Origin of the sequence: Granulicella mallensis MP5ACTX8, assembly GCF_000178955.2 — a bacterium.
In the GTDB taxonomy this organism is placed as follows: domain Bacteria; phylum Acidobacteriota; class Terriglobia; order Terriglobales; family Acidobacteriaceae; genus Granulicella; species Granulicella mallensis.
This window is the reverse complement of the sequence record NC_016631.1, coordinates 1,671,792-1,689,428: the sequence shown is the minus strand read 5'-3', so window position 1 is coordinate 1,689,428 and position 17,637 is coordinate 1,671,792. Positions and strand designations below refer to the sequence as shown.

At 55.7% G+C, this 17,637-nt stretch carries 10 protein-coding genes; 3 read left to right on the top strand and 7 right to left on the bottom strand.

The genetic code is table 11. From position 1 onward, the window contains the following. Positions 1-335 precede the first annotated feature (335 nt). Positions 336-1,832 (top strand): TPR end-of-group domain-containing protein, encoded by a 1,497-nt coding sequence (locus ACIX8_RS07165; protein WP_150110516.1) that lies wholly within the window; start codon positions 336-338, stop codon positions 1,830-1,832. A gap of 109 nt (positions 1,833-1,941) precedes the next feature. Here ACIX8_RS07165 and ACIX8_RS07160 read toward each other — a convergent pair whose 3' ends face one another. After that, entirely contained in the window at positions 1,942-3,513 is a 1,572-nt protein-coding gene (locus ACIX8_RS07160) for an Asp-tRNA(Asn)/Glu-tRNA(Gln) amidotransferase GatCAB subunit A (RefSeq protein WP_014264667.1), read from the bottom strand. Between the two features lie 89 nt (positions 3,514-3,602). On the opposite strand from ACIX8_RS07160, the gene ACIX8_RS07155 reads away from it, so the two are divergent. After that, complete coding sequence (locus tag ACIX8_RS07155; RefSeq protein ID WP_014264666.1) at positions 3,603-4,610, top strand: EamA family transporter; 1,008 nt, start codon at positions 3,603-3,605, stop codon at positions 4,608-4,610. Here the strand turns inward: ACIX8_RS07155 and ACIX8_RS07150 are convergent. Together ACIX8_RS07150 and ACIX8_RS07145 are read right to left on the bottom strand one after the other, a co-directional pair. Further along, entirely contained in the window at positions 4,576-6,204 is a 1,629-nt protein-coding gene (locus tag ACIX8_RS07150) for an Asp-tRNA(Asn)/Glu-tRNA(Gln) amidotransferase GatCAB subunit A (RefSeq protein WP_014264665.1), read from the bottom strand. The two genes, ACIX8_RS07155 and ACIX8_RS07150, sit on opposite strands and share 35 nt — an antisense overlap. A gap of 49 nt (positions 6,205-6,253) precedes the next feature. Continuing rightward, positions 6,254-7,828 (bottom strand): Asp-tRNA(Asn)/Glu-tRNA(Gln) amidotransferase GatCAB subunit A, encoded by a 1,575-nt coding sequence (locus tag ACIX8_RS07145; protein WP_014264664.1) that lies wholly within the window; start codon positions 7,826-7,828, stop codon positions 6,254-6,256. Between the two features lie 461 nt (positions 7,829-8,289). Between ACIX8_RS07145 and ACIX8_RS07140 the strand changes: the two genes are divergently transcribed. Then, a complete protein-coding gene (locus tag ACIX8_RS07140) occupies positions 8,290-12,216 on the top strand; it encodes a TonB-dependent receptor (protein WP_014264663.1) in 3,927 nt (1,308 codons plus the stop codon). 468 nt (positions 12,217-12,684) lie between these two features. Here the strand turns inward: ACIX8_RS07140 and ACIX8_RS07135 are convergent, their stop codons facing one another. The 4 genes from ACIX8_RS07135 to nadA form a co-directional block, all read right to left on the bottom strand. Beyond that, positions 12,685-13,824, bottom strand: coding sequence for a cysteine desulfurase family protein (locus tag ACIX8_RS07135; RefSeq protein ID WP_014264662.1), 1,140 nt, complete (start codon positions 13,822-13,824; stop codon positions 12,685-12,687). 93 nt (positions 13,825-13,917) lie between these two features. Further along, positions 13,918-14,784, bottom strand: coding sequence for a carboxylating nicotinate-nucleotide diphosphorylase (gene nadC, locus ACIX8_RS07130; RefSeq protein ID WP_014264661.1), 867 nt, complete (start codon positions 14,782-14,784; stop codon positions 13,918-13,920). Continuing rightward, on the bottom strand, positions 14,781-16,310 hold the full coding sequence (nadB, locus tag ACIX8_RS07125) for an L-aspartate oxidase (RefSeq protein WP_014264660.1): 1,530 nt from the start codon (positions 16,308-16,310) through the stop codon (positions 14,781-14,783). The genes nadC and nadB overlap by 4 nt, the downstream gene beginning before the upstream one ends. Continuing rightward, a complete protein-coding gene (gene nadA / locus ACIX8_RS07120) occupies positions 16,307-17,617 on the bottom strand; it encodes a quinolinate synthase NadA (protein ID WP_014264659.1) in 1,311 nt (436 codons plus the stop codon). The genes nadB and nadA overlap by 4 nt, the downstream gene beginning before the upstream one ends. Positions 17,618-17,637: the final 20 nt, after the last annotated feature.

The window sequence follows — 17,637 nt, the reverse complement described above, 5'->3', positions numbered from 1 at the left end:
TATATCCACGACCGTTTCTCAGGTTCCCAAGTAACTGACGTCTTCCCTCTGCAACGCTTGCGTTGACGGAGTTGGCACAGCTATCTACAGGAGGCCCGACCACGATGCATCCTTCATCGTTTCAAGATTGTGGAATGCCCCTTCCTCCGGAATGGCCGAGAGAACGGCTCGATTCGTGGAAAGAAGTTGCGTCGTTCTTCAGAAGAGAAGTACGCACCGTCCAGCTCTGGGAAAAGAGAGAAGGCCTGCCGGTTCGGCGTCAGCACCATAGCAAATTAGGCAGCATCTATGCCTACCGTCGTGAACTGGAACAATGGTGGATTGCTCGTTCCGCCATGAATTCTACTTATGGCAAACAGGCATCCCAGGAACTACATGCCCAACGAGCCGAAGCCCCGACAAGTTCGCCTGAACCTACTGCGGCAAGCTATCCGCGTATTCTTGCCTTGCCCTTCGAGTTAGTCCACACGGCCGCGGACCGCATCATGCAACGCCAGACGATGGATCGCTTCATCCATAGCCTCCGCGACGAACTTACCGCCGAACTGGCTCGCACCCAGTTACATACCATCATCCTTCCCGCCAAAGCGCTTCCCTCGCCCGGCACCAGCAGCCTGAGCTTTATGAAGACCGTCGCGAAGGAATTCTCTGTCGACCTCTTTCTGAGCGGAACGATGCGCCATTCAGGCAATCAGATACGGGTCTTTGTGCAACTCATCGATGGCTCCGATCTGCGATGTCTCTGGTCTGACCGTTTCGATTGCGAACAACAAGGGTTTCTGACATCGCAGTCATCGCTGGCCTCGCGCATTATCTCTGGAATACCGCAGCAAACGTTTCATCGAACAAAACCTTCCCCCTCCGAACCTTCCGCAACTCACTCCCTCGCCGAACAGGCATGCAGAATAGGCCTTCACTTCTGGAACCAGCGCAGCCGCGCAACACTGATGAAGGCGATCGGATACTTCAAGGATGCCCTGGAGATCGATCCACAGTGCGCTCTAGCCTATGCCGGCATGGCAAACTCGTATGTCTCCATGTCCTATAACCACCTGTTACCCGCGCGTCAGGCCGCTGTCAGCGCCTACGAAGCGGTACAGACGGCGATCAAGCTCGACAGAAGTTCTCTAACCGTCCGCAATGCCCTTATCAATGTATTGACGAACTGCACCTGGGAATGGTCCAAGGCGGAGCAGGAATGCAAGCAGCTCGTTGATTCGGGCCTGATGAATGGAAGAACGATCCAGCTTTATTCCAGCCTGATGGGATCGCAGGGACGCCACGAAGAGGCTATCAGTCTTGCCCTTCATGCTCACCGCCTCGAGCCGCTCGCGCCCCCCGTGAACAACCAGGTCTCTTTGGCCTACTTCTATGGTGGCGACTATGAGAGTGCTCTTTCTTTTATTCGACGCACGGTTGAGTTAGAACCCCAATACATCATGGGATATGCCATGCTCGGTCGCATCGAATCCGAGCGTGGCAACTGGACCGACGCGATGGCGGCCTTCAACCGGGCCGTAGAAGTATCGAACCACTCTCTCTACAGCCAGGCACTCCTGGCCTATGCTCATGCGGGTAGTGGCGATGCACGCAGGGCCAATGAAATCCTCAACGGGCTCAAGAGCCGAAGTAACGATGCCTGCTTCCCTGCCTACGATATCTCGGCAGTACACGCTATCCTCAATCAAAAAGAGCAGGCACTGGAAAGCCTCTCCAGGGCCTATGAAGTAAGAGACATGAAGACCATCTTTATCAAGCAGGATCCAAGGTTCTTTAACCTGCGAGACACACCTGGATTTCAGGAAATTGCATCGTCCAACTACCAGATGTAACTGGAACCTGGCTCTACTGTAAGTAGCTCTTCGACAAAATTATCCTATAACTCAAAAAGCATGAACGGCGGGACCAAAGTCCCGCCCCGTCATGCCGTGGAAGATACAGTTATATCTTCCGCGTAACCGGTGGAACCACCATATCGGGACTTAGAGCAGGACGTTTGGTATGCCACTGCGTGGCCTGCTCGTAGGCATTGGCAAGTGCAAGCACCTTGCCCTCCGAGAAACGCGGCCCGGCAATCATCAACCCGATAGGCAGACCGCTTGCTGAAAATCCGCACGGAATAGAAATTGCAGGCAGTCCAAAGATGTTGAACGGCGTGCAGTTGGAGATGACCTCGGGCTCCAATTGTTTGATCTCTTCCTCCCGGTTGAGCGCGTCATTGATCGTCCGCGGCAGAATACGCATCGTAGGCAGCGCAACGAGATCGAAGTTAGTAAAGGCATCGTCAATGCTCTTACGCGTGAGAATAAGCTGCCAGTTCGAGGTCACATAATCGACGACCTTCTCAGAGCATGGTTCCGAGGTGACGTCATCCATCGTCTTCTGCGCAGTTTGCAGGCTCTGGCGCACCCCTAGCGAGTACCGCTGCGCGTTCCGCCGAAATAGTTCAAGATGATAAGCCTCTCGCTCACCACCTAACGCCAGCGCACTGAAACCGGCCGTACTCGGCAGATGACACTCGGTCGTACTCTTGGTTAGTTTCGACAGCACTTCTATCGCTGCATCGATCGCCTTCAATGTCTCAGGATCCAGGAGATCGTAGAAGGGAGCTCTCGGTATTCCCAGCCGTATAGAAGAAACAGGCTGCTTCATTGAAGCGACATAATCTTCCTTGGGATGGTCCACACTGGCGACGTCACGTTTGTCGTAACCGGTCATGTGGTTCAGCATCATCGCTGCATCTTCCACGGTCTTCGTCATAGGGCCACAGTGATCGAGCGAATAGGTTAAAGGAATAATGCCGCGAATCGAAACAAGACCATAAGTAGGCTTCAGACCGACGATACTGCAATAGGCTGCCGGCATTCGAACAGATCCGCCCGTATCCGTCCCCAGTGCACCATAAGCCAGATCCGAGATCACTGCCGCCGCCGAGCCACCGGAAGAGCCCGCAGGAATGTGGTCCAGCGCCCATGGATTGCGAACCGGACCGAAGTAAGTCGAAGCAGAAGATCCTCCCGAAGCAAACTCATGCATATTCGCCTTACCCAGGATGACGGCGCCTGCCTCTTTCAAGCGCAACACAACTTCTGCATCCTGCTCCGGAATGCGGTCATCGAAGACCTCACTGGCGGCAGTCGTTCGTGTCCCGGCAGTATCGATATTGTCTTTCAGGACAATAGGAATTCCGTGTAATGGACTGCGAAACTTACGCGCCTTTGCCTCGGCATCCAATTTGGCAGCCTGCTCCAGAGCTTCAGCATGCATTACCGTAATAAATGCATTTACCTTGGGGTTATAGATCTTGATGCGATCCAGCAAGGCTTGCGTCAACTGCGTCGAAGTCACGCTCCCAGCATGAATGCGCTTCGAGGCCTCGCTCAAAGTAAGACCTGTAAGTTCTTTGTCCCCATCACTGCTCATGGCAAAGGCCTGTTGTAGAGGCGCTCCGGCTTGTAATGCGGCGACACCGGCACTCATAACGACAAACTCACGACGGTTAAGCATCTTCATCTATATCCCTCATCACTGTTCTCTCGTACAAAATATTTGCAGGCAAGCGAAATAGGATGAAAACCTATTTTTAGTTGATAAAATCAAATATGCTCATCAAGCGCGTGTCCGCTTATGCCGCTGTCTATCTGCTATGGGGTGGATCGTACCTGGCAGTACGTCTTGTGGTGCAAGTGATTCCGCCGATGCTGGCTGCGTCCATTCGTTACATCCTGAGCGGATTGATTCTACTTTTGTTGAGCCTTGTCATAAGGGGGAATACTCTTCCCAGCCGTAGCCAGGTTTTGAATAGCGTCCTTAGCGGTATAGCGATGTTCGCCTTCGGTTATGCTGTTGTGTTCTGGGCGGAGATACACCTCACCTCCTGGCTCGTCGCAGTTCTTATCTCCACTACTTCCCTATGGACCTATCTGGGTGAGTGCCTGATCCTGCGCACCAACTACCTTAGGGCACGCGTTCTGCTTCCACTGCTCATGGGCATGGCAGGCATGCCCTTTCTAGTAGGAGCTACCTTTCATCGCGGCCAAATGCTCTCTGCCATTGCTGCAGGCGCCGTTCTGGCAGCTGCCTTTGTATGGTCCGCAGGAACTCTGACACTCAAAGCAATAGAGCTGCCATCTTCGCCTCTTCAGACGGCGGGCTTGCAACTGACCTCTTCGGGCCTCTTGTTGCTGGCCATCTCGCGTGCTCTGCATGAAGGAGCACACCTTCCATCGATCGGCCAGATGTTCAGCTATCAACCACTCTTAGGGATGACCTATCTCGTGCTGGGCGGATCTGTCGTTGGCTTTACGGCCTTCCATTGGCTTCTCTCACATGAGCCTGCGTCTCTCGTCTCAACGGCAGCCTATGTCAATCCGATCGTAGCCATGATGCTGGGGATTGGCCTTGTCCATGAAAGGTGTTCTCCTATGCAGATCGTGGGAGCGGCGACAATTCTTGCGAGCGTTATTCTAGTCTGGCGGGCGCAAAGGATACCGACGGAGAGTAACGGTCGAAAGGATATAGCAAACACCACAGCCTTTCGACCCTATCTTGACGAAGACGACGCATTGCCCAACACTATTTATTCTCGGGGCTCGACTTACTCTCAATAATGGGTGGAACTACGGTTTCAGCAGTCAATGGCGGCTGTTTCTTATGCCACTGGGTAGCCTGCTGATAGGCATAAGCAAGGGCCAACACCTTTCCTTCCGTGAAATGTGGACCGGCAATCATCAGTCCGATCGGCATCCCGCTTTCAGTAAATCCGCATGGCAGAGAGATCGCTGGAACCCCATAAGCATCAAAGGGAGAAGTGTTCATGCAACCGCCACCTGGAGCAAACCAGTCATAGACCTTACCTCCAGAGGCCCCGCCTGCCCCTCCACCAAAACCACCGCCTTTCGCTTCAATGGCAAGTGAATCATTAATCTTCGGTGCGAGCAGCCTGGTCGTCGGAACAACGACCAGGTCGAAGTCCTTGAAGGATGAGTCGATCATGCGGCGGGTCGTCATCAACTTTTGGTGTGCCCGTGCGGCATCGGCAGCCGTAGGCACCTTCGTTCCCGGCGGAGGATTCTCGAGCTTCTCAAAGCGAGCACGAGTCGGCGGCATATAGTTCAGGCCATATTTCTCGATCAGATCGTGATGATAGAAATCAGCATCCCCTGTACCGGCGCCAGGACTTCCATCCCAGAGAGGAGCGCTTGAAGTAACGCCCGCAGTTAATTTTGTAAGCACCTCAAGCGCCGCTTTTACAGCCTTATCGATCTCCGGATCGAGGTGATCGTAGAACGACTGCGGCGTCCCCAGGCGGAAGCTGGAGACCGGCTGCTTCATCGCCTTTACGTAATCCTCGGGAGTACTTTGAACACTAAAGATATCCAGGCTGTCATAGCCCGTCATCTGGCCCAGCATCAGTGCCACATCTTCTACCGTACGTGCCATAGGTCCGCAGTGGTCGAGATCGGCGGTACAGGGAATAATGCCTCGGATCGAGACCAGTCCAACCGTCGGCTTCAGGCCGACGATGCCGCACCATGCGGACGGACACCGGATGCTGCCTCCTGTATCCGTCCCCAGCGCGCCATAGACGAGAGCGGCCGATACCGCAGCTCCGGAACCTGCCGATGATCCACCCGTTACATATTCCAGAGACCAGGGGTTTCTCGTCGGCCCGAAGTAGGAGATATCCCCCGTACATCCAAGAGCAAATTCGTGGAGATTCAACTTACCAAGAATAATGGCTCCCGCCCCCTTCAGCCTGCGCACGATATCGGCATCTTCCGTCGGGACACGGTCTTTGAACATGGGGCTTGCAGCCGTAGTCCTCGTGCCGGCGGTGTCGATATTGTCCTTCAACGCGATTGGGATTCCGTGCAACGGCCCACGAAACTTATTAGCCTTCTGCTCCGCATCCAGTTGCGCAGCCTGCCCTAGCGCTTCCTTCGCCATCACCGTGACATAACAATTGACCTTGGGGTTATAGACATTGATCCGGTCCAGCAGGGCTTTGACAAGCTGGGTCGAAGTAATGGTTTTATTGTGAACCATCTCCGAAACTTCAGTCAGACTCATGGCGGATAACTTATCGGCATCCGCAACCTCACCGGCTGCAGGTTGTGCCAGCATCGGCCAGTTCCCCAAAAGCGTCTCCGCAATCACTGCACCACCGGCCAATATGCCAAATCCACGTCGTGTAAGCTTCATCTTTTCGTACGCTCCTTTTGCTTGTTGGGCCTTTTAGGTTGTACCTGCACTACAAATGAGTAATAAGCGGCGGGACCGGAGTATCCGGTGTCAACGGCGGCTTCTGCTTATGCCAGGAAGTTGCCTTTTCATACGCATTGGCGAGAGCAAACACTCTTGACTCCGAGAAATGTGGCCCGCAGATCATTAAGCCGACGGGCAGGCCTTCTTTGCTGAAACCGCAAGGAATCGTCAGCGAGGGAATGCCATAGGCGTTATAGGTCCCGACATTGGATCCACCACCAGGTGAGCCCACACCTCCCGTCATGACGGCGTTTGTAGGACCAGCCAGCAACTGCAGATTTCTCTTGATCATGTCGTCCAGCACCGGCGCCGTTGTCTTCTGGGTTGGCAGCAGAACAAGATCGAAGTCAGCGAAAGCATCGTCTATCGTTCGACGAAGCATCTCGAGCTCCCAGCGAAGCCGAATGTAATCCTCCGCCCTCGGATGCGCTTCGACCTCTGCTTCAAGCCTGCGCCTATCGATCGGCTGATACCGCGATGCCTGCAGTTTGAAGAACTGCTCATGATAGGCATAGGTTTCGCCAAAGGTAGCAAAGTTCTGATAGGAGACCTCATTGGTAGAAGGCAGGCTAACCTCCTTCACACCCTTCGTCATCTTGGCGAGTAAGTCGATCGCCACTTGCACAATCTGACCTACCTCTTCATTGACCCCATCGAAGGCACCAACAGGAACGCCAAGTCGCAAGCCTGCAATAGGCTGCTTCATGCCCGCCACATAATCTTCTTTCGCATGATCGACGCTGGTAATATCCAGCTTGTCGTAGCCCGCCAGAGTATTCAGCATGATGGCAGCGTCTTCTACCGTCCTGGTGATCGGGCCACAGTGATCCAGAGACACAACAAGAGGAGCAATGCCACGGATCGGCACAAGGCCATAGGTGGGCTTGATTCCTACAACTCCGCAAAACGAACCGGGGTTGCGAATAGAACCGGCAGTATCTGTACCTAACGATCCGTAGCAGAGATCGGCTGACATGGCAGCACCGGAACCTGACGACGATCCCCCAGTGTTGTGATCCAACGCCCATGGATTCCGTGCCGGACCAAAGAAGGAAACATCCCCAGCGCCCATGGCAAACTCATGCAGATTCGTCTTACCGATAATCACGGCGCCGGCAGCCTTCAGACGAGCCGTAACCGGCGCATCTTCCATCGGAACACGGTCCTGAAACACACCGCTCGCCGCTGTCGTTCTCGTACCGGCCGTATCGATATTGTCCTTAAGCGCAACAGGGATTCCATGCAGGGGTCCACGCAGCTTCCCTGCCTTCTGTTCTCCATCCAGCATCGCGGCCTGGGCAAGCGCCTTATCCCGCATCACGGTGATGAAGCAGTCCAGCTTAGGCCCATAGATTCCTATGCGTTCCAGGCAGGCATGGGTCAACTGAGTAGAGGTAACAGTCCCCGCGCGAATTTTGGCACTAGCTTCGGCCAGAGTGAGAGCCGTTAGATCCGTGGCAGAGGACTCTGCGGCAAGAGCGAACAGTTTTCTGCCAAAGGTGTGCGCAGCCAGCAGTCCTGCAGCTCCGAGAGTAAAGTCCCGCCTTGTAACCATTGCCATGATTAGCTCTCTTTATCTATTTGGAATTGGAAAGATAAGGGATACAAGCACCCTTCATGGGGCTACTTGATATTTGCAGTGGGTAGCAGCTTCCTATTTTGGATTACTCGGCGAGCGTAACGGCAACACGCAAACCTCACAAGCGAAATAGAGCGAAATCCGTGATGATACTGAAGCGCTAACGTGCCGAAGCTCGGAAACCGGCCATTCCCTAGGCATTTCGTACCTTTTCGCTTTAACGCGTCCGCAATACGTGGGATTATCAACTCGTCTCAGAATAAAAATTCAGAACAACCCATAGTTGCCGGGCTATCGCAAGATGGCCACGGTTCTGCCTATACAGTCTGTTCCTTCCGATGACTTCTCATCGAGATTTAAACGGGACAGCGGTCGTGCACCTAAAGCCAGAGCATATCGGAGGCCATCAGGCCTACATTCCACAATATTTTGGAGACCTATCAATGATTCGTATGCAACGTTTTTATCTGCCGCTCCTGTTTGTGTTTGTCCTGCTGCTCTCCTGCCGGATGGATTGTCAACAGTCGACTACCTCCGTTCGAGGCTCCATTACCGATGCAACAGGCGCAGCGATTCCCGGTGCAACGGTTGATCTAATGGATAAGGTTGCCAATGTTCATAAAACAATGGTCAGCGACGAAAAAGGCGATTATCAGTTCCAACAGCTTGTGCCTGGAAAATATGGAATTACCGTCTCCTCTCCGGGAATGGGGAAGACAGAGAAGATTGTGGAATTGCTCGTAGCTCAACCCGCAACCGTCAATTTCGCATTGTCCGTATCGGACACGACAACAGTCAGCGTGGAAGCCACGGAGGCCGCGCTCAACACTACCGACGCCACCATCGGTAACTCCGTGAACAGCGCCACAGTTGAGGCTCTTCCGATGGAAGGACGCAATGTACCGGATCTGCTCAGTCTTCAACCTGGAGTGCTCTACCTGGGGCACAACCTCACCCAGGCAAATGAAGACAGCCGCAGCGGTGTAGTGGCGGGTGCCCGCTCCGATCAGGGCAACGTCACGCTGGATGGACTGGACAATAACGATCAGGTTACCGGACTAGCCTTCAATGGCGTTCTTCGTTCTACCCTGGACTCGGTGGAAGAGTTTCGCGTTACCACCACAGGCAATAATGCCGACTCTGGCCGCACATCCGGAGCCCAGGTGAACGTGGTTACAAAAGCAGGCACGAATAAATTTACCGGAAGCTTTTACGAGTACAACCGCAATACCGATCTCTCAGCCAATGACTGGTTTAATAAGCAGTCCCAGGCTTTGGAGCACATACCCAACCAGGCCGGAAAGCTCATCCGCAATACCTTCGGCGTGGCAGTAGGTGGCCCAATCCTCAAGGACAAGCTATTTTTCTTTGGGAATTATGAGAGCCAGCGTACAGCGGAAAATCAGCAAATCACAACTACAGTACCTACCGCCGCATTGCGCAGCGGGATACTCCAATACACCACGGGCGATGCGACGGGAAGCAACGTCGTAGGCCAGGTGGGAACCGGCACTTATCTCGCTCAGCTCACACCTGCTCAGTTTGCCGTGCTTGATCCTAACTGCACGTCAAGCTGTCCCTGGGGGCATGGTGTCGATCCCAATGTGATCGCCCTCGCAAACGAGTTTCCCCTTCCCAACACTCCTGGCGGAGACACCTATAACACCTCAGGCTTCACCTGGTCCGCACCGAACCCAACCAACCTCAACACAGGCATTATGCGATTAGACTATGTGATCAGCCAGAAGCATCGCCTCTTCTTCCGTGCCGACCTTCAGGATGACAAACAACTCTCTCCGCCCGCCTTTCCCACGTTCGGAGCACCCGGCTACTTTTCTCCAGTAGCGCAACCACCTTCAGACATTCATAGCGACGGCACCAAAGGATTCGCTATCGGTGAAACGTGGATGATCTCGAATAACCTGATCAATAACGTACGCTTTGGATACACGCGCCAAAGCTACTCCGATCAGGGGCCTGGGAAGACCGCCTACACGACACCGACGGTCATAGGGCTTCCCTTCTCTACAGCACGTACCCAGATCATCCTTGTCCCCTTCTACAACCTGATCGACGACCTCACCTGGACAAAGAACTCCCATAACTTCCAGTTCGGCGTCAATTACCGTTTAGTTGAAGATGGCATTGCGACCGATTCAAAATCGTATAGTTCCGCGACTGCCAGCTCGGGTGAAAACTTCGATGCTATCTCCAACACCGGACAAACCCTTGACCCTGCCTCACCAGAAGGCATAGCGGCTAACTACGCTCCCGTCATCTCCTCCTTCGGCTCTTCCTATAGCAGCCTTGCAATGGGCGTAGCAGGTGTCGTGGCCTCGGAGTCTATCGCCTATCAATACCATGCCAATGGCGATGGCACGGCCAGCCTCCTGAACACGGGAGCCTTGGTCCAGCGTAACTTCAAAGCCAATGAATTTGAGTATTACTTCCAGGACCAATGGAGAGCGACATCGAAGTTCACACTCACCTACGGCATACGTCACACCATCCTGCAAACGCCTTATGAGGTTCATGGCCAGCAGGTGCAGCCCAGCATCAGCCTGCACGACTGGTTCAATACACGCGTCTCCCAGGCAGCCCTCGGTATCGTCGATCAACCTAACTTCACCTTCGCCCCCTCCGGAAAGGCGAACGGCGGAAAACCATTCTTCCCCATGAACTGGAAGAATTTCTCTCCTCGCCTGGGACTCGCCTACGCAATCGATAGCAAGACATCGATCCGCGCCGGCTTTGGCCTCTACTTCGATCACTTCGGTGAAGGTGTAGTGCGTAACTTCTCGGAGCTGGGTTCGTATGGTCTCGGCGGTTCAGAATCCACACCGGCAGGCTTCTTCAGTCCGGACACAGCCCCACGCTTCACCAGCATCACGACCCTGCCGACTTATTCTCCAAGCATCCTGCCTCCCAGCCTCCTGCCTGCACCGGCGGCAAAAATCACTTATCCTTACGCGCCGCCCGCATCCGGCCAGGCCTTTGCGTGGGCCATGGACGACAAGCTCCAGACTCCTTACTCCTACACGATGAATCTGGATGTACAGCGTGAGTTACCCAAAGGATTTGTACTGGAAGCTGCCTATGTCGGTCGTATAGGGCGGCACCTGATCGTACAGCGCGATCTGGGAATGCCTCTTGATCTGGTCGACCCAAAGAGTGGCATGGACTACTTCACCGCCGCTTCCCTCTTGGAGAAGCAGGCCTACGCCAACGGCAGCAAGGGAGTCCCCACAGCCAGCGTCGCGAAGATTCCCTACTGGGAGAATCTCTTCCCCGATGCAGCAGGAGCTGCAGGCTCTCCCCAGGCCTCCATACCGTGTCCCAAGACAGTCTGCCAGCCTGGAAATTCAGCCACGCAGAATATCTATAACCAGTACAAAGCGCAGCCGCTGAACGCGACGGACGATCTGAATCTCATGGACACGCTTTGCTCCCCCGGTTGCGGAGGACAGTTGTATCGCTACTATAACGGCGCCTTCAGCTCACTCTACGCCGATAGCACCATCGGCTTCAGCACCTATGACGCAGGACAGCTCATTCTTCGTCATGCCATGTCCCATGGTCTGCAGATGGACTTCAGCTATACCTACTCCAGGGCAATCGATATTGGCTCCGATACGGAACGTACCTGCACCAGTTGCACGGCCATCGGTACGACGGCGGATGCCTCCACCGGCGTTCTCATCAACTCCTTCAACCCCTCTCTCAATAAGGGCGTGGCCGATTTCGATACCACGCATATCATCACCACAGACGCTGTCTACAAGCTCCCCTTCGGAAGAGGACAAGCCTTCCTGAACAGTCCAAGTGGATGGGTTGACGCGATCTTTGGTGGGTGGCAGCTCAACGGTCTCGGACGCTGGACCAGCGGCCTGCCCTTCGGCCTCCAGATCTCCGGTGGATGGATGACAGCATGGCCGAAGCAAAGCTACACGATTCAAACGGCTCCACTAGGAGCCCTTGCCCCAAAGAAGACCAAGATCAATGGCGTACGTTCCCCTAACGTCTTTCCGAACGCAACGGCCTTGGTGGCTGGCATCTCTGGACTTGTGGGTGGAAACACAGGCACCACACCCCTCCGTTATCCTCTACCGGGCGAGGTCGGCCAGCGGAACAAGTACAGGGGCGATGGATATTTCGGAGCGGACACCGGTCTGATGAAGACGTGGAGAATTACCGATAGCCAGGGTCTCAAGTTCGACTGGGAGGTCTTCAACGTGACCAATGCCGTTCGCTTCGATACAAACCCTGTTACCTCGCTCAAGAACTCGGTAGGCACCGGTACCCTGGGCCAATACACCCATACGCTCAGCCAGCCGCGTATCCAGCAGATCTCACTGCGGTACATCTTTTAGATTGTTCCTCTGCCCTTGCAACTTGTGGACGCCAGCTAAGGCTGGCGTCCATTTTTGGCTTTGACTTATTCGTGAGGGCCTCATCTTCAATATTCGAAAACCGGCAACTTACTGATGTAGAAATATTTATTGCTGAAGACAACAACCCCTCCAACCAACCCGACATCGAAGAGAGTATGAGAAAATTTACGCTTGGCTTGCTCCTCCTACTCTTCCTTGCGCCGCTAGCTGCTCCAGCGAACGCACAAGTTGTCATTGCGGTTGGACATCGCCATCACCGTCATTACCACCATTACCGGCATCATCGTTACGACCGTCGCTAGGTCTTAGGGACCACGGATAAGATTTGGGAAGTATGTAGGGATGAGTGATGAGCTAGTCACCACTCGACATCCGGATCTCTTTCCTGCGTTTAGAAGCCGTACCTTTTACTTGAAAAGGTACGGCTCTTCGCTTAACAAGAAGAACTTACTTCGATCGAGTAAGAGAATGAATCGCGTTCCGTATCGTCAGCGCGACCCTGCTTAACTCCTCGGCAGTCGTACTCTCGCTCAAGGTAAACCTCACAGCCGTTTGAGCGATCGCAGGCTCCAGTCCCATCGCCAGAAGCACATGCGATGGGTGATCCGCTCCGGCAGCACAGGCCGATCCACTGGAGCAGATGATCTCGTGCTCTTCCAGATAGAGCAGCACAGCCTCGCCGCTCGTCTCCGGAAAACAGAACGACGCGCTGCCCGGCAGACGCTTCACAGAGTCGCCAGTCAAGATCGCACTCGGAACAAAGGAGAGCACAGCAGCAATAAAATCATCGCGAAGTTTACTGAGCCGTTGCGCGCTCTCGAGCCTTGAGGTCTCAGCCATCTGAAAGGCTTTGGCCAGAGCTACAGCTCCCGCAACACTCTCTGTTCCCGACCGGCGACCACGTTCCTGCCCACCGCCATGCAACACCGGCTCAATCGTCAACCGGCCTCGCAGGTAGAGCAGCCCCGTTCCTTTTGGTGCGCCGAACTTATGGCCTGAAAGACTAAGAGCATCCACCCCAAGATTGCCAACATTCAGATCAAGCGCCCCAGCGGCCTGCACGGCATCTGTATGGATCGGAACACCCGCAGCATGAGCTATCCCAGCGAGCTCGTGGATAGGCTGAATCGTTCCTACTTCATTATTGGCCAGCATGATCGAGCACAACGTCGTATCCGGACGAATCGCTGCTGCCGCTTGCTCAAGGGAGATAAGACCCTGGCGATCAACCGGCAAATAGGTGATCTCAAAACCATGATGCCGATGCAGGTAGTCACAGGACTCCAGCACTGCCTCATGCTCAATCGTGGTGGTCACAATATGGCGGCCTCGTGGAGCAGCCAGCGCAATGCCCTTAATCGCGAGGTTATCTGCCTCTGTGCCACCCGAGGTAAAGATGATCTCGCTGGCCCGGCAGCCGAGCAACTGCGCAAGCGTTGCCCGTGCTGTTTTCAGAGCCTGAGCCGCAGCCTCACCCAGCGAATGGTGACTCGAAGGATTGCCGAACTCCGCAGTCAGATAGGGCCACATCGCCTCGAGCACCTCGCGGCGGACTGCTGTTGTCGCTGCCGAATCGAGATAGATCACAAGCCATGCTCCTATTAAAGAAACAGTTCATTCCGCCTCAAGCTCCGAACTCGCAACTCGCGACTCATCACTCGCAACTCAAAGCAAAATCCCTTACACAACAGCCTCAATCTCAATATCCAACCCAAGATCCAGCGCACGCACACTATGCGTAAGCGCACCCACCGAGATGATATCGACACCGGTGCGAGCGATGTCGCCCACAGTCTCAAGCCTCACCGAACCGCTGGCTTCCACTAGCGCGCGGCCGGCGACGAGGGCAACTCCCTGCCGCAGTTCCTCAAGCGTAAAGTTGTCGAGCATGATCGTATCGACCCCGGCAGCGAGCACAGGCTCGATCTGGTCGATGCGGTCGACTTCCACTTCGAAGTGCACCGTATGCGGAAGCCTCGAACGCGCCTCGCGCAGAGCCTCCGTCACGCCGAGCTTGCTGCTCGCAGTAAGCACAGCAAGATGGTTGTCCTTCACCATCACAGCGTCGGAGAGCGAAAAGCGATGGTTCATTCCGCCGCCGCAGCGCACTGCGTAGCGCTCCAGCACACGAAGTCCCGGCGTTGTCTTGCGCGTGTCCACGATGCGCGCTCGCGTGCCTGCAATCTCGGCCACGTACTTCGCAGTCAGCGTTGCAATCCCTGACATCCGCTGCATAAAGTTCAACGCAACACGTTCGGCCTGAAGCACAGATCGCGCAGGACCGATAACCGTTGCAACCGTATCGCCTGTATCAAAGCGCTCGCCCTCTTCCGCATGAAAGACAGTCGAGATCCTCGCGTCCGTCAGTCCCATCACCGTGGTGAAGACCTGGGCTCCGCAGCAGACACCCGGCTCGCGCGCGGCCAGCAGAGCCGAAGCGATCGCCGACTCCGGAATAAATGTCTGCGACGTCAGATCTCCCCAAGGGGCATCTTCAGCCAGGGCCGCTCTCACAGCCTGATCAATAAGATTCTGCGGAACGATCACGCGCTTACCTCTCTGCGAAAGTTCTGGTGGTGCTGGAAGCTCTGCAGGGTCTCGGGGAAGTCGTTGCGCCAGTGCGCGCCACGCGACTCCTGCCGCATATTCGCCGCCGCAACCATCACGCGTGCAAGATCAAGCAGGTTCGCGGTCTCACAATCACTCACCGTTGCACCGTCACGACGCCATCCACGCAGTTGCTCCGCCGCCCGCTTCAGCCCGCTCGCATCGCGATAGATGCCCACGGTCTCCCACATCAGCTTCTGCAACGCCGCACGATCTACTGGAGTCGCGGTACTGTTCTCTTCTGCGGGAAGCACATGAACCTCACTCTTGCTGAAAGCAGGCCACGCCTTGCTGAAGGTTTCTTCATTCAGCAGAAGACTCGCACAACGCCACGCAAACACCAGGCTCTCGAGCAGCGAGTTCGAAGCAAGCCGATTGGCTCCATGAACACCCGTACAGGCCACCTCACCCACGGCAAACAATCCCGGTAGCGAAGTGCGTCCCCACTCATCCGTCCGCACGCCGCCCATCCAATAGTGCGCTGCCGGAGTCACAGGAACAGGCTGAACCGCCCAGTCGAATCCATAGGTGCGGCAGGCTGCGTCAATCGTTGGGAAGCGCTCTTTGAGAAACTCCGCACCCAGCGCAGAGGCATCCAGAAAGACCGGTGCGCCGTTCTGTTTGGCCATCTGCTCCGCGATACCCCGCGCTACAACATCACGCGGCGCAAGCTCCGCATCCGGATGGACCGCCTGCATAAAGCGATGGCCTTCGGAATCGAGCAGCACAGCGCCATCGCCGCGCAGAGCCTCCGAGATCAGGAAGTTGCCCGGTACCGCCAGCGTCGTCGGATGGAACTGGTAGAACTCCACGTCCGCCAGTTCGGCTCCGGCACGAAGCGCAATCGCTGAACCATCTCCAGTAGCTACAGAAGGGTTCGACGTATGCGGATACAGTTGCCCCGCTCCGCCGCTGGCCAGAACCACGGCATCGGCGCTCAGCGAACGAGCCTCGCCAGCCTCATTCAGGATTTCTACTCCGGCAACCTTGCGGTCACGCACGATCAGGTCTTTGACGAAGGTGTGCTCCAGGATCGTGATGTTCGCAGCCGAGCGCACCGCATGCACCAGTGCCGACTCAATCGCAAACCCCGTAGCGTCGCCGCCCGCATGCAGCACACGCGGACGCGAATGCGCAGCTTCCAGGCCGCGAGCGAGTTCCCCATTACGTCGGTCAAACTCAACACCCAGCCGTATCAGGTCGCGAACGCGAGCCGGTCCTTCAGAGCAGAGCACCTCCACCACAGACGGGCAACTGAGGCCCGCCCCTGCACGCAGAGTATCCGCCACGTGCTCGGCGACGCTGTCATCCGCAAAGAGCGCAACGGCGATACCGCCCTGCGCGTAACGTGTATTGCTCTCGCTCAGCTCTGCTTTGGTGATCAGAGTAACTACATGCTGGCGGCTTGTTTCGATGGCTGCGATAAGACCGGCGATGCCACTGCCTACGATGATGACTTCGCTCACTGGCCAACTCTCGCAACGGGCGCTGGGACCACATCGAGCATGCGCTGCAACGCCACCCGCGCGGGCACGGTAATCGCAGAAGGAACAGCGATCCGATTGAGAACCTCTCCGCGCTCAAACGACTCCAGCACCCACGCCAGGTAAGCCGGATGAATGCGGTACATCGTCGAGCAGGGACAGATCACCGGATCGAGGCAGAAGATCGTATGCTGCGGATATTGGCTCGCCAAGCGCTGCACCATGTTGATCTCCGTGCCGATAGCAAAGGTCGTCCCGGCAGGAGCGGCAGCAACTGCCTTCGCGATATAGTCCGTGGAACCGGACTCATCCGCTGCATCGACAACCTCCATCGGGCACTCGGGATGAACGATCACGCGAACCCCGGGATACTGCGCACGCGCGGCGTCAATCTGCTCGACGCTGAACCTCTTGTGCACGGAGCAGAATCCATGCCACAGAATGACCTGCGCCTCCGCAAGCGCCTCCGAAGTATTGCCGCCAAGCTGCTTGCGAGGGTCCCACATCGGCATCTTGTCGACAGAAATCCCCATGGCCTTCGCCGTATTGCGGCCGAGGTGCTGGTCGGGAAAGAACAGTACGCGCTGACCACGCTCAAACGCCCACTTCAGCACAGCAGCGGCATTCGACGAGGTGCAGACGATGCCCCCACGCTCTCCGCAAAAAGCCTTCAACGCCGCGGACGAATTCATGTAGGTCACAGGAATCACCGGCACGCGGCCGCTCGCATCGGGAGCCGTTCCGTAGACCTCTTCCAACTGCTCCCAGCACTCGCTGACGGAGTCAATATCGGCCATATCGGCCATGGAGCATCCAGCAGCAAGATTCGGCAGGATCACCGACTGCTTCGGGCCGGAGAGCATATCCGCCGTCTCCGCCATAAAGTGCACGCCGCAAAAAACAATCGCCTCGGCGGCAGGCCGAGACGTCGCAGCACGCGCGAGCTGAAAGGAGTCGCCAACGAAGTCGGCGTACTTCACAACCTCATCGCGTTGATAAAAGTGGCCGAGGATCACAACACGCTCTCCCAGAGCATGCTTTGCCGCGCGAATGCGCAGGTCGAGTTCCTCCGCGCTGGCGTTGCGATATTCCTTCGGAATCTGTCCCTGACGAGGAGCATCGGAGGGAATAAAATCCTCCATCGAAGCTCCGGGACCATACTCCGGCGTCTGCGTGTCGAACGTCCATGGTGGACTGACAAGCCTGGAACTACAGGTCGTTGGGCCAGGCGTTTCTCCGCGATTCTCCTGGATCTGGATCAACTCAATCGTGCTGTTTACCGATGACAATGAAAACTCCTTCGTGCAAC

Coding starts and splice junctions, on each gene's coding strand:
- ACIX8_RS07165 (WP_150110516.1), top strand. CDS start 336: ATGAATTCTACTTATGGCAAACAGGCATCCCAGGAACTACATGCCCAA.
- ACIX8_RS07160 (WP_014264667.1), bottom strand. CDS start 3,513: ATGAAGATGCTTAACCGTCGTGAGTTTGTCGTTATGAGTGCCGGTGTC.
- ACIX8_RS07155 (WP_014264666.1), top strand. CDS start 3,603: ATGCTCATCAAGCGCGTGTCCGCTTATGCCGCTGTCTATCTGCTATGG.
- ACIX8_RS07150 (WP_014264665.1), bottom strand. CDS start 6,204: ATGAAGCTTACACGACGTGGATTTGGCATATTGGCCGGTGGTGCAGTG.
- ACIX8_RS07145 (WP_014264664.1), bottom strand. CDS start 7,828: ATGGCAATGGTTACAAGGCGGGACTTTACTCTCGGAGCTGCAGGACTG.
- ACIX8_RS07140 (WP_014264663.1), top strand. CDS start 8,290: ATGATTCGTATGCAACGTTTTTATCTGCCGCTCCTGTTTGTGTTTGTC.